This is a genomic window from Nocardia sp. NPDC050435, assembly GCF_040655395.1.
Classification (GTDB): domain Bacteria; phylum Actinomycetota; class Actinomycetes; order Mycobacteriales; family Mycobacteriaceae; genus Nocardia.
In genome coordinates this window covers 56,505-69,992 of record NZ_JBFAJW010000020.1, presented here as the reverse complement: position 1 = coordinate 69,992, position 13,488 = coordinate 56,505, and the positions used below count along the sequence as shown (strand labels likewise).

Annotated in this window: 8 protein-coding genes; 4 read left to right on the top strand and 4 right to left on the bottom strand. The window is 67.7% G+C overall.

Translation table 11 applies throughout. The annotated features are described in order from the left end of the window. The 4 genes from AB0I43_RS39785 to mobF form a co-directional block, all read left to right on the top strand. Window positions 1-1,642, top strand: a 1,642-nt coding sequence (locus AB0I43_RS39785; protein WP_357434063.1) for a hypothetical protein, incomplete at its 5' end; no start/stop codon positions are given. 135 nt (window positions 1,643-1,777) lie between these two features. Further along, on the top strand, window positions 1,778-2,137 hold the full coding sequence (locus tag AB0I43_RS39780) for an SLOG family protein (RefSeq protein ID WP_357434061.1): 360 nt from the start codon (window positions 1,778-1,780) through the stop codon (window positions 2,135-2,137). Between the two features lie 54 nt (window positions 2,138-2,191). Beyond that, a complete protein-coding gene (locus AB0I43_RS39775) occupies window positions 2,192-2,614 on the top strand; it encodes a hypothetical protein (protein WP_357434059.1) in 423 nt (140 codons plus the stop codon). Window positions 2,615-2,917: 303 nt separating this feature from the next. Beyond that, complete coding sequence (mobF, locus tag AB0I43_RS39770) at window positions 2,918-8,863, top strand: MobF family relaxase (protein WP_357434057.1); 5,946 nt, start codon at window positions 2,918-2,920, stop codon at window positions 8,861-8,863. A gap of 824 nt (window positions 8,864-9,687) precedes the next feature. Here mobF and AB0I43_RS39765 read toward each other — a convergent pair. The 4 genes from AB0I43_RS39765 to AB0I43_RS39750 form a co-directional block, all read right to left on the bottom strand. Next, window positions 9,688-11,298 carry a glycoside hydrolase family 13 protein gene (locus AB0I43_RS39765; RefSeq protein WP_357434055.1) on the bottom strand — a complete coding sequence of 537 codons (1,611 nt, stop codon included), beginning with the start codon at window positions 11,296-11,298 and terminating at the stop codon, window positions 9,688-9,690. A gap of 166 nt (window positions 11,299-11,464) precedes the next feature. Continuing rightward, window positions 11,465-12,196 carry a thiazole synthase gene (gene thiG, locus AB0I43_RS39760; RefSeq protein ID WP_357434053.1) on the bottom strand — a complete coding sequence of 244 codons (732 nt, stop codon included), beginning with the start codon at window positions 12,194-12,196 and terminating at the stop codon, window positions 11,465-11,467. 3 nt (window positions 12,197-12,199) lie between these two features. Beyond that, entirely contained in the window at window positions 12,200-12,436 is a 237-nt protein-coding gene (gene thiS, locus AB0I43_RS39755; RefSeq protein ID WP_357434051.1) for a sulfur carrier protein ThiS, read from the bottom strand. A gap of 26 nt (window positions 12,437-12,462) precedes the next feature. Beyond that, on the bottom strand, window positions 12,463-12,786 hold the full coding sequence (locus AB0I43_RS39750) for a YciI family protein (protein WP_357434049.1): 324 nt from the start codon (window positions 12,784-12,786) through the stop codon (window positions 12,463-12,465). Window positions 12,787-13,488 lie beyond the last annotated feature (702 nt).

Here is a 13,488-nt window from a genome sequence, read left to right as displayed (position 1 = left end):
GCTTCGGCGCGTTCCCGCCGTCGTGTCGGGCGCTGTCCTGGCCGGGTCGCCCTCGGCTGGGCCCACCCCAGCCCGGCACCCCGCGTCTGGAGAAAGCGTCGGCTTCCAGCCCGCCCGGGTGCCGCAGGCACAGCTCTACTTCTCAGACAGGAGCTTCACCGTGTCCGACACCCGATCCTTCCTCTCCGCCATCGACGACCTGCACGAGATGTTCGCCCTCGACCGCCGCACCGCCGTCGAGTTGTTCCCCGACGCCCTGGCCCTGGCCACCGACGAGGACCGCGCCTTCCTCGACGAACTCGTCGAGCTGTTCACCCTGCACCCGCGCGAGACGGTGCTGCGCTGCCTGGAGGCACGCTGGCGCGAAGCCGACCGTAACGGTGACAAGGTGGTGAAGGCACGGCTGCTGGCGCTGGTGCCCGACAGCGATCCCGGTCTCTACCAACGCGATCGCTCGAGTGCGCTGTTCATCGCGGAGTCCCGTGCGCGCCGCAACGGCACCACCGTCGAGGACGAGTACGCCAAGCTGCACACCTCCCTCGCTGTCACCGAGATGCCGCGCCAGTCGTTCCGCAGCTGGCGTAACCCGCCCCCGCGTGATCGGCTCGCGCCGAGCCGCCGTATCGACCGCTCGCGGATGCAACCCGAGCGGATCCGTGCCCGCCTGGCCGCGCGCGGGAACCGCCGCCCCGCCGTGGTCGAACCGTCCCGGGTGTCGAACTACATCACCGACATGTCGTTCGTCGACACCCAGGCGCGCGAGGAAGCCAAGGCGCGCGAGCGCGTGGCCGAGCTGATCGAGCGTGGGCTGATCAGCGAGACCAGCGCCCGCAAGGGGTGGATCCCCCGGTATCCGGGCGAGTTGCCGCCGCTGCCCGCCGAACTCGCGCGCCAGCGCTGGGAACACCTCTACTGCGCCTACGTCGCCGACCAGCACAACCACGACCGCGCGCTCGCCGGTAGCCAGGCTCTGCCGACCGAGGACGCCCTCGATTGGGCCGAGGCCCGCACCCAGCTCACCGGATCGGCCGACCGGCGGCATGAGCAGACACCGTTCGCGGGCAACCCGCTCGAGGACTTCGACGGCGCGATGACCGAGGTCACCGGGTGGCGGTGCGTGTCCTGCTTCATCGAACGCCCTGCCGCCGACCAGTCCCGCGTCCACCGCCATCACGGACAGGTGCGCAGCGACGACGGACTCTGCGACTGCTGCCGCGACGCCAACCGCCCCGGGCTGCCGCCGCTGGCGGGCCGGATCACCGGCATCACCCTCGCCAGCACCTACTGCCTGTTCTACGCCGAGCACTACCCGGCCGCCACGCGCGCGCTGCTGGCCGAGGCTCGTCGCCGCGCGCCGCGCTGGCTGCGCGGGGTCATCGACGGCTTCCTCGCCGCGCACCCCGACCTGCCCGGCGCGCCCGAACCCGCCGTCGACTCCGCGACCGTCACCGTCGTGCCCGCCGCACCGCGGCAACGAGGGCGGCGGCGTGGCGAACCGGAGCTGCCCGAGGGGATGTTCCAGGGCCGCTGCGAGGGCTGCACCGAGATCAAACCCGTCCACCGGGTCGACGGCTACTGCACGCAATGCCGGGTCTGGCTCGAACTCGACACGCCCGCACCGCGTCAACGCCGCGCGGCCTGAGCCAGCTCGACCGTTCCCCCGCGGCGGGTCACCACATCCCGGTGGCCCGCCCGCTGTTCTCAGGTCCGTCGCGGTGTCCATCCCCCGCGGCGGACCTGTTCTCCACGTCTGCTGCCCGCACTCCTGTGGGGCATCATGGGCGCTCGACGCATCCTCATCACCGGCTCACGCACGTGGGTCGATCGGCCGATCATCCGCGCCGCCCTCGCCGAGGTCTGGTCACCGCAGGCGATTCTCGTTTCCGGGGCGTGCCCGCGCGGCGCGGACGCACTGTGTGAGGCGTGCTGGTCGCACTGGGGTGGCCGGGTCGAACGCCACCGCGCCGACTGGCGCGCCCACGGCCGCGCCGCCGGGTTCGTGCGTAACCGGGCGATGGTCGCCCTCGGCGCGGAGGTGTGCCTGGCGTTCATCCGCGATGAATCGCGCGGTGCCAGCCACACCGCCGCCCTCGCCCGCGCCGCGGGCATCCCCACTCGCATCTTCGGTCACCCGTGAGCGCCCGCACCGTCGGGCGGCTCCCGCCTTCCCCCGTTCCGGAAAGAGGATCCGATGTTTCATCGTGCTCGTCATGCCCGTGCCCGTCGCGCGTTCGTGCGCCGCCAGACCCGGCGCGCCCGCCTGCGCTGGGTCACCATCTACCTCGCCACCGATCCACGCGCCTTCGCCGAGGGCTACACCCCCTCGACCCCGATCGAGCGCGTCGACCGATTCGCGCTCGACTGTTCCGTTCGTGAAGCCGACTTCGATGTCCTGCAACGGATCTTCGATGCCGGTTTCGGCCACGAGGTAGTCCTGGGACGAATCTTCGCCGCTCTCAACGACATGCCCGAGCACGGCGACGAACCGTTGACCCGCCGCTGGTATGGCGCGCGCCACCGCTCGCTGTCCGTCGGTGATGTCGTGGCGCTGGGTTCCAGCCACTACGCGTGCGCCCCCGTCGGCTGGCATCCGGTTCCGCCGCCGCGACGCTGAGCCGCCGCCGAATCCTCCCCTCTCAGGCTTCTCTAGCCGCGAACCCTCTCTCTTTCCTCCACTCCCCTCTTTCCCCTTCTCTTCCTCCTCACCTTCTTCTTCATCGCCCTTTCCCTTTTCCTCTCCCCTCCTCATTATTTCTCATTACCTCTCCCCTCCCTTTTCCTTTTTTACTTTTTCATAAGCAGACCGCTTGCAATCAGGATTACGATTCAGTAACGACCAGCATGTTTGCGCGAAGTGTCAAAGATGTTGTCACTCAGAACGCTTCCCAAATCGCGCGACTGATTGTCTGCTGGAAGTGTGACCGCGACACTGCATAAAGTCGTCGCAGGCAACGGATACCAGTACTACCTGCGCAAAGTCGCCGCCAACGATACCTCGTCGCGCGGGCGAGACAGCCTGGCCGACTACTACTCCGTCCACGGCGAAGCACCCGGACGCTGGTACGGCAAAGGACTCGCCTCCCTCGACATCACCGCAGGTGATGAAGTCACCGAAACGCAGATGAAATCGCTCTACGGGCTGGGCCGCCACCCCAACGCCGAGGAGATCGAAGCACGGATCATCGCCGAGGAGATCGGCAAGGGCGCCAAACCCAAAGACGCGATCCGCGCCGCCGACAAAGCCACCCGTCTCGGCGCACCTTTTCGCGTCTACTCCGATGTCACCGCCTACCGGAAACAATGCGGACGCGCCTACGCTCTCTACAGTCTCGCCGCCGGCGGGGCCGCGGATGACGATCTGCCCGAGGCGATCAAGGCGCGGATCCGCACCGAAATCGCGACCGAAATGTTCACCGAACAATACGATCGCCCGCCCCTGGACAGTCGCGAACTCTCGAGCTGGATCGCCCGGAACTCACGCCCGCAAACCACCGCGGTCGCCGGTTTCGACATCACTTTCTCACCGGTGAAAAGCTTTTCGACGCTGTGGGCGGTGGCGCCGCGAGCTCTCGCGCAGCGGCTCGAAGCCGCCCACCTCGCCGCGGTCGATGTCGCGGTCGCCTGGATCGAGGCCAACGCGATCTATACGAGGCTGGGTCGCAGCGCGGTCCGCCAGGTCGATGTCGAGGGCTTGATCGCCGCGCGGTTCGGGCATCGGGAGAGCCGCGCCGGCGATCCGGATCTGCACGAACACGTCTTCATCGCCAACCGGGTCCGGACGTTGGATGGGTTGTGGCGCACCCTCGACGGCGCGCGCGTGTACGAGGTAGTGGTCACCGCCGCCGAGATCTACAACACCGCCTTGGAGCTCTTCGCGACTGAGATGGCCGGTGTCGAGTTCGACGAACGCCCCGACCACGATCCCTCCAAGCGACCGATCCGGGAGATCGTCGGCATCTCCGCGGAGTTGAACAAGCATTGGTCGCAGCGTGATTCGGCGATCACCCAGCGGCTCGGGCAGCTCACGATGGAGTTCCAGCGCCGCCACGGCCGCGAGCCGGCACCGGCGGAAATCTTCGATCTGGCCGAGCGCGCCACCCTGGATACCCGGCCCGGCAAGCAGTCCTCGCGCTCACGCGCCCAGCAGCGCGCCGACTGGCGCGGCGAGGCGATCACGGTGCTCGGTGGCCGTGACGCGTTGGCGCGCATGATCTCCACGGCCTTGAACCCGGTGCGGCGTGTGCGCCCGGTAACCGATGCGGCGTGGATCGCGCGCACCGCCGCCACGGTCGTGGCGATCGTGTCCGGCGAACGCTCGACCTGGCGCGCGCACCATATTCGTTCCGAAACCGAACGCCAGATCCGCGGGCAGATCCATCCGCGCGATCACCAACGCCTGGCCGAGGCTGTCGTCGCGGCGGCGCTGGCGCCTCCGCAAGTGCTCGCACAGGAGGATCCCGACCTGTCGGCCGAGCCCGAACTACGCACCCCACCCGAAGCGTTCACCCGCCGCGACGGGTCCAGCGTGCACGTGCGCGCCGGGTCGCAGATATTCACCTCCACCACCGTTTTGGCCACCACGCAGCAGCTGATCGACCTCGCTGTGCAGCCCGGCGGGCGCCGGATTCCCGCCGAGGCGATCACCGAGGCGATCCACGCCTACAACGACAGCCACCCCCGCGAACACCTCAACGCCGGGCAAACCGCGGTCGTGCGCGGATTCGCCACCTCGCTGCTGCGGATCGCGGCCGTGGAAGCTCCCGCCGGCACCGGCAAGACCACCGCGATGCGGGTGCTCGCGCAGGCGTGGCTGGCCGACGGCGGCACCGTGCTGGGTTTGGCGCCGACCGCGGCCGCGGCCGCGCAGCTCGCGGCGGCGACCGGGGCGCGGGTGGAGACCGTCGACAAGCTCCTCGACGTGATCGCCCGCCACACCCCGAGCCTGGAAAACCTGGCCCGCCACGGTGATCGGCCGCCGCCCTCGCTGCCGCAATGGGTGCTCCAGATCGACCACACGACGCTGGTGATCGTCGACGAACACGTCAAACTCGGCGACCGCAAACGCCTGCGGCTATTGCAGTTCCTCGCCGCCCGCGACGCGACGATCCGCTGCCTGGGCGATCCCCGTCAGCTGTCCTCGATCGAGGCCGGCGGCGCGCACACCGACATGAGCGAGGCCACCGGCGAACCCCCGATGACCTTGAGTCACGTGGTGCGCTTCGCCTCCCCGGGGGAAGCATCCGCGAGTCTGCTGCTGCGCGAGGGTGATCCGGCCGCGCTCGGCTTCTACCTCGATCACGGCCGCATCCACTCCGGCAGCGCCGCCACCGTGGCCGACGACGCCTACACCGGCTGGATCGCCGATCACCTCGGAGGTCGCGACGCAATCATGCTGGCGCCGACCCACGAGATCGTCGACGCGCTCAACCGCCGCGCCCGCGCCGATCGCCTCGCACGCGCGAATGCACCACTCGGTCCGGAAACCGTACTGGCCGACGAGCTGGGCGCCTCGGTCGGCGACATCATCGTCACCCGCCGCAACGACCCGAAGCTGCGGTTACCGGACACCGATTGGGTCCGCAACGGCTATCGCTGGATCGTCGCAGGGATCGGGGGCGACGCAAGTCTGACGGTCACCCACCTGCGCGCGGGCCGCGAACTCGGCCACACGACAACCCTGCCGGCCGACTATGTCCGCGCCCACGTGCGCCTGGGGTACGCGACCACCATCGACTCCGCGCAAGGCGTGACCGCCGATACCTGCCACGTCGTGCTCACCGGGTTCGAGAATCTGGCGCAGTTCTATGTCGCGATGACCCGTGGTGTGCACGCCAACCACGCCTACATTCCCACCACCCTCGACGGCGGTGAAGGCGCGATCTACACCGAGCTAGCCCTGTTTCCGCGCACCGCGGTCGAGGTCCTGCTGCGGGTTTTCGGGCGCGACGGCCGCCAGAAATCCGCGCACACCGAGCACCGCGACGCCCTGGACCCCGTCCAGCGGATCGGGCGCGCGCTCGACATCTATCTCGACACCCTCGCGCTCACCGCCGAAACCGCCCTCGGCACCGACGAACTCGCCCGCCTCGATCAGGCCGCCGAAACCGTGTTCTGCGGTCTCACCGACTGCCCGGCCTACCCTGTGCTGCGCGGACACCTGGCGACGATCGCGCTACTGGGCCATGATCCCGTCGCCGCGCTACAGGCCGCCGCCGCGGTCCGGGAACTCGATACCGCCGTCGACGCGGCCGCTGTTTTGGATTGGCGGCTCGATTCCACCGGCACTCATTCCGCCGGGCACGGCCCGCTGGCCTGGGCGCGCGGGCTGCCCGAAAGTCTGGACACCGGCACCGACCTCGCCCATTTGCGGGCGCGGGCGCGGATCGTCACCGAACTCGCCGACCAGATCCGCACCCGAGCCCGCGACTGGACTCCGGCGTCCGCACCGTATTGGGCGCGCCCGCTGGCGGGTGCCGATCCGCGGTTGCTGGCCGAGCTGGCGGTGTGGCGAGCGAGCCTGCACGTCGAGGACCGCGACCTACGCCCCACCGGCCCACCCCGCTACATCGGTCTCGAACGCCATCACCAACGTTTACTCGATGCCCGCGTCAACGCCGCTGTCGGCGACCTGAACCGGCCCGCCCACCACTGGTCGGAGTTCGCCCAATCCCTCGAGCCACGCCTGACCACCGACCCGTATTGGCCCAGTTTCGCCGAGAAGATCGACCTCGCCCACCGCGCCGGCATCGACATCACCACCCGCCTCACCGAAGCCGCCGGGCTGCGACCGTTGCCCGACGAGATGCCCGCGGCCGCATTGTGGGCGCGCCTGGAACTGGACCCGACCGCACTGGACACCCCCGCCGGGTTCCGCCCGGACTGGACCTCGGCCCTGCACGAAGTACTCGGCACCGACACCGCCGAACGGGTCGTCGCCGAGCGTGGATGGGCACGCCTGGTCGCGGCCGTCGACCACGGAATCGCCCACGGCTGGGACCCGCACGACCTGCTCGCCACCGCCCACGAACTCCTGCTCGGCGCGCAACCCGACCCGCAAACAGCGCTGCGCCCCGACCAACTCGCCGCAGCGCTCGCGTGGAGAGTCGATGCGCTCCTGCGCCCCACCTCCACTTCCACCGCTACCGATCACGGCTTCCCCACCGAAAGCGAGCCCACCCCCATGGACACCCCAGAAACCCCACTGCCGGACGAAAGCGAACCCGATCCCCCGCCGCAACCACCAGCCGAACTACCGAACCCTGCGCCGCGTCACACGAAAGCCGGTCTCGATCACGGCGTCGCTGAGATCGCCGCACTGTTCCAGGCCGGCCAACTCCACACCGCCAATCTGCGGTTCGCCGACCTCACCGCAGCCGCCACCGCCGAGCAGCGCGACATCATCACCCGCTGCGCCGAAACCCTCTACCGCTACGCATTTCCCGTCGCCCGCGCCCGGCTCCGCGACGCGGCCGACCGGTTCCCCGAACACCGTGCACTGATCGACGCCTGCACACCGCACGTCGACCCGCAGGTCTATCACCCCCTGGCCGAGCCCGGCCAGCCGCGATATCAGCGCAGCCGCCGCCACGAAGCCGCGCGCGACCACCCCACCCGGACCACCACCCCGGCACCACGCACGGGACCGGCGCCCGAGGAAGACCACTCCACACGGCTGGTCAGCGAGTACCTCGAACACCGCCATACCGTGGACGACGCACCCACCGAAGAGCCGATCCCCGACGGCTTCGCCCACCCTTATCGCAACCCCGCCCGCCACGACCCCCGCCGCGATCTCGACCGCGACCCCGGCGGATACGACAACGATTACGACCGCGCCGCGGTCGCCGAGAGCCGCTCGTTGCCGTGCGTTTCGTGCGGGATCGAACGCGCCGACATCGACAATCCGACACGCATCCGGCCACGACCACGCCACGACGACGGCCTGTGCGGGGAATGCCGCGCCGAGAACGTGCCCGGTGTCCCCGACCACGAACCCGCTGAGGTCATCCGCGCCCGCTGCGCCCACATCGCCGCCACCCACACTCCCGCCGAAACACGCGCGTTGCTGCTGCGAGACTGGCGTATCGGCAGCCCCGTCACCCGCGCCATGATCACCGACTGGGTCGCCCGCAACGACCCGTTCCCGCAACCCGATCCTGTGCTCGACGAGCTCGGGCTGCTCAGTGATTCCGACCTGCGTCAATCGATCGAGGACCTCACGCACCGGATCGCGATGTCGGCCACCGACGAATTCCTCTTCGCTCCTTACACCGAACCGACACCCGACCCAGCCGAGAAGCGCGCGCAGCTGCACCGGCAGCAAGACCTCATCACGCAGGCGACCGACGCCGACGCCGAATACCAGTCCGCCGAACGCCTACATCGGCGTCTCGAGTCCGAACTAGCCGGCCTGCGATCCGAACTCGGCGACATACCCAGCTTCCGGCGCGGCCAACGTCGCGACCTGGCAGCCAGGATCGAACAAACGCAAGACCACCTCACCGAGGCCACCCGCCACCGCAACGATGCTCGCACCGCGGCCCGTACCGCGCGACGCGACGCCGAACGGATCGCCGGTCCCCGGCGAGGGTGGCAGCAGATCCTCGACGCGCAGCCGACGCCATCCGCCCCCGCCACCAGCCGGGGCTATGTCACCGACGACGCGGACAGCGCGCGCCTGAGCGAGTTCCAACGCCAGCTCGACGACCTCGAATCCGAACTGCGCCGCCGCACCCAGCTCTCGCCCGAGCAGGCCGCCCGCGAACACGCAGTGCGCCACCCGCTCACCGAGTCCACCACCGAACTTGACGACATCGAGCTGCAGGCCGAACTCCCCGGCCCTGATCACGACCTCGGTCTCTGACAACCGATCCCCGTGCTCACTCGGAGCAAGCGACGGACAACCACCCGCCCCCGCGAAACGCGCCCACCGATTCCCGCGTTCTCCCGGGTTCCCAAACCTGTAGCGCACTGGTTCATCTGCTGATCCGCAGGCTTGTTCTGCAACGGTTCTCTAGGGAGGTGCGGATCAGCTGGGCTCGTCGGGCCAGGGCTTCCAGTTCGGCGGTCGAACGGCGGCGAAGTACGTCCCGTCCATCCACTCTTGCCGCATCCGGCATTGGCTCAACAGGCCCTCGGGAGTGTAGCCGTCCCATGGGTCGTCATCGAATTCGAAAGGGTCCATGCCGTCTTTGACGGCCGTGGCCGCGTCGGCGGTTCCGCTCGGCGGTGCAGCTGTCCGAGGTTGTCCGCTGCCGCTCGATAAGCGGCATTATCGCTCACTCTCCCAAGCTGAAGTCAGCTCAGGCAGGTGCGCGGATCGGCAATGTTCGGAATGGCGGGTTCATGACCGTCCCAGATCACATCTGCGGCAACGCATTTGCGTGCGTGTCGGTTCTGCCGATTCGCGCTGGAATGCTCCGGTACGCAACCAATCCCGATACGACCATGATCACCGACCGCAGGTCGACGCGCCGAGCGCGGAGCCCGAAAGGGTTCGGGAGACAACGAGGGAACAGGTGCGACTTACACCTGGCCGGAGGTCTCGGAGCGTCCGGAGTCGACGAGCGAACCCATGAATCGACCGGTTCCCGGTGCGATGTGATGCACGCCGAGTTCAGGACGACCGCACTTCAGCGTGCACACACGGCAATCGCGGCGGTTGACCGTTCACAACCCGTCGGCGGTCTACAGCTCGAGCCACACTGCGGCGTCGGGGCCGAGCTCGTTGTTGTCGATAACGGTGCTGGCGAGCAGTAGGCGACGGTGTGGTGGTAGCGCGATGGCGCTCGATGTCAGGTTTACCCAGCAAAGCAACTCGGACCCGCGAGTGAAGCCGAGTGTGCCGGGCGGGCTGGGTGCCCAGTTCAGTGGGCCGGCGCTGAGGCCGGTGTAGCGGCGGCGCAGGTCGAGCGCGGTTCTGTAGAGGCTGAGGAATGAATCCGGTCGCGCGCTTTGGTTCTGGACGCTCAGGTCCGACCAGTGCGCTGGCTGCGGTAGCCAGGCGGGGCGTGTACTGAATCCCAGTGACGGCCTCGAATCTGTCCACGGCAGCGGGATCCTGCACCCATCCCGGCCGCGCACGGTATGGTTCGACAACTTCCACACCGGATCCTGCAACAACTCCTCGGGGAGGTCTTCGACTTCCTCCAAACCGAGTTCCTCCCCCTGATATAGGCACACACCACCAGGCAACGCCAGCGTCAGCAGCAGCGCGGCACGGGCTCGCCGCCGGCCTCGATTGAGATCGACTGGTGGTGTTCGGGTTTCGGCGACGGCGCTGTCGGTGTTGTCGCGGCCGTAGCGTGTGACGTGTCTGATGATGTCGTGATTGGACAGCACCCACAGCGCGGGCGCTTCGACCTTATCCAGCGCGGCCAGGCTCGATTCGATCACCTCGCGCAGCTGTGTCGCGTCCCACGGGCAGCGCAGGTACTCGAAATCGAAGGCGCTGTGCAGCAGTCCCGGGCGCAGATAGCGGGCAAGGCGCGATGGTGGGGACACCGCGGCCTCGCCGATGAGGATCCGGTCGCCGCCATAAGAATCCACGAGTCGACGCCAACGCTGGTAGATGTGGTGGACGCCGTCGCGATCCCAATACGGTCGTGGCGGTACCGGGTCGGTCATTTCGATTCGCGCCTGGGCGGTGTGGCCGAGATCGGGCAAGGCGGGGTCTTTTACCAGGCCGTGGGCGACATCGATGCGGAAGCCATCGACCCCGCGGTCGAGCCAGAATCGCAGCACCTCGTCGAATCCGGCACGGACACCATCATCCTGCCAGTTCAGGTCGGGCTGCTCAGCGGCGAACAGATGCAGATACCACTGCCCGTCGGGCACCTGGGTCCAGGCCGGTCCGCCGAAGACGCTGCGCCAGTCGTTGGGCGGTTCGCCCGGGGCGCGACCATCGCGGAACCAGTAGCGGGACCGCGCGGGCGTTCCGGGTCGCGCTGCCAGGGCGGTCTGGAACCATGGGTGTTCGATGGAGGTGTGGTTGGCGACCAGGTCGATGAGCACGCGCAGTCCGTGGGCGTGGGCGGTATCGACTAACCGTTGGGCTTGTGCGAGGGTGCCCAGAATCGGGTCGATCTCGCGATAGTCGGCGACGTCGTAGCCGCCGTCGCCCATCGGCGAGGGGTACCACGGGGTGATCCAGAGCGCGTCGACGCCGAGCTCACGCAAATACGGTAGTCGCGAACAGATACCGGCCAGATCACCGACACCGTCGCCGTCGCCGTCGGCGAAGCTGCGGATGTAGATCTCATAGATCACCGCCGCACGCCACCAAGGAACATCCACCACAAGACCTCCCAGCCGATGCCGGACACGCGAACTGAATGTCGACGACAGGCCCGCGCGGTGCGGGTCGGTGACCGGCCCCGGCTGGGCACAGACTGCGCTCCGATCGTTCTATGTCGAGGAAGCGGAACGATCGGTGAGGCTGAAAGCCGAAATTCTTCTGCGGCGCTCAGGTTTTCGGATGGTTGGCCAGGTAGGAGGCCCGGCCGGCGGCTACCGCGTCACCGAGCGCTTTTGCGGCCGCTATCGGGTCGAGTGCCTTGAACACCACTTGGGCGGATGCGACTGCGGCACAACCCAATTCCATCGCTTGGCAGGCATGAGTGACCGAGCCGATGCCGGCGCCGATGATGACCGGCACTTGCACCCGCTCGACGATGATCTCGAACTTCAGCGGAGTGGCGATGCCCTTGCCCGAGCCAACCGGCGAGCCCTGCGGGACGATCCCGGCACATCCCAGCGCCTCGAGTTCGACCGCGAGCCCGGGGTCGTCGGTGATAAGGGGATAGACGTAGAAGCCGTCGCTGATCAACTGCTTGGCGGCCAGCAGGACTTCGCTGGGGTTGGGCACGTGATATTTGCGGTCATTGGTCAAGATCAGTTTTACCCAGGGGGTGCCCACGATCTCGGCGCCGTGGTGCGCGGCGGTGACAGCCGAGCGGGCGTCCTCGCTGTCGGCGGTGTTGGGCAGGATGTGCACGCCTTGATCGCGCAGGATCGCGACGACATCTTCGAGCGCCCCGGGCTCGGCCAACGTGGTCTTGATGGTCGCGCTCTGCAGACCGGAGATTTCGGCGACGGCAGCCAGATGGGTGAGGTCGGCGTCCTCGGGGATGGCGAGCATGAGCCTCGAGTCGAGTTCTTTGTCGCCGAGCTTCCAGGGATCTGAGGTGGTGGTCATGGTTCAGCCTCCGGGGGTGAGGGTGACAACGCGCAGCGATAGCCCGTCGGTCAGTGCGTAGGTGGACCAGTCGTCCTGGGGCACGACCTGATCGCCGACGGAGACGGAGACCGCCTCGGCGGGATAGCCGGCCCCGTCGAGGAAGTCGGTGATGCTCAGTGGCGCGGTGAGGTGGTGCTGTTCGCCATTCACCGTGACGGTGATGGTGTGTTGTCCCAGTTCGGATTTGGGTTCGGTCATGGAACTTCCGCCTTTCCTGGCCAGCGTCAGGGTTGGGGCACTTCGGTAGGGGTGTTGTGTTCTGCGAGCGCGTCCCGGATGGCTTCGTTGCCCGAGAGTTGGACTTCGACCTGCTCGATGTGCCATTCCACGACGCCGTACCCGACCAAGGGGTCTTGGGCGAGTATGTCTTCGATCGCGGCTTTGTCGTCGCCGAAGGCGATGACAAAGCCGCCGGTGCGGGGCTCGCGGCGGCCGCCGATAAAGAAGTCACCCGCAGCGAAATGCTTATGAACCCAGGCTCGATGCTCGGGCAGCAGCTCATCGATTCGATCGAGGGGTGCGGTGTAGGTATTGAGCAAGATGAACATGACTTTCCTTCCGTTCGTTATGCCCGACCGGATTTCGGCATAGCCGATCTCGTTCGTGCACAACGGCATCGGCGACCGGCGGAAGACAGACGATGACAGTGCCCGCGAATGCCGCCGTTGGCGGAGGAGCTGTGCAGGAGAGTGGCCGAGCCTTCGACAAATCCCGTGCGCGAACCCGGCTGTTAAGGGTCCGGTGGCCCGGGGTTGGTGAGGAAATCTCCCCTCTCCGCGGCGTCGACGCTGTTTCGATACGTACGATCGTGAATCGGATTGCCCAATCCGATGTGATGGTCTCGCTCCGAGCAGCCGAGACGGCTGCAACGAGTCGTTCAGTTAATCGCCTGTCTGACAGGAGAACTGGGTGCGAGCTACTCCCGACCGGAACAATTTCATTATGCCTAAATTGCATAACCCTGTCCCGAAAACGAGGCGTATCCGCGGCACGTCGTTGCGCCCCAGCGACGCCCATAGGGTGAGACTGGCCCATGGGGCTGGGGAGTTGCACCGATGCCGACCCACGCCGGAGACCCTCACAGTGACCTGAAATCGGCTACTTAAGACTGGTGTCAGGGCCTGATCCCGGCCAGGATCTGGTCCAGGTGCCCGGCGAGAAGCTCCCAAATCGGCTGCCCACCTGAATCATTGGTGTGGCTCTCACATGGCTTGCCGCTCGCCGGGCACCGCGCGAGGAGTGGCTGGAAA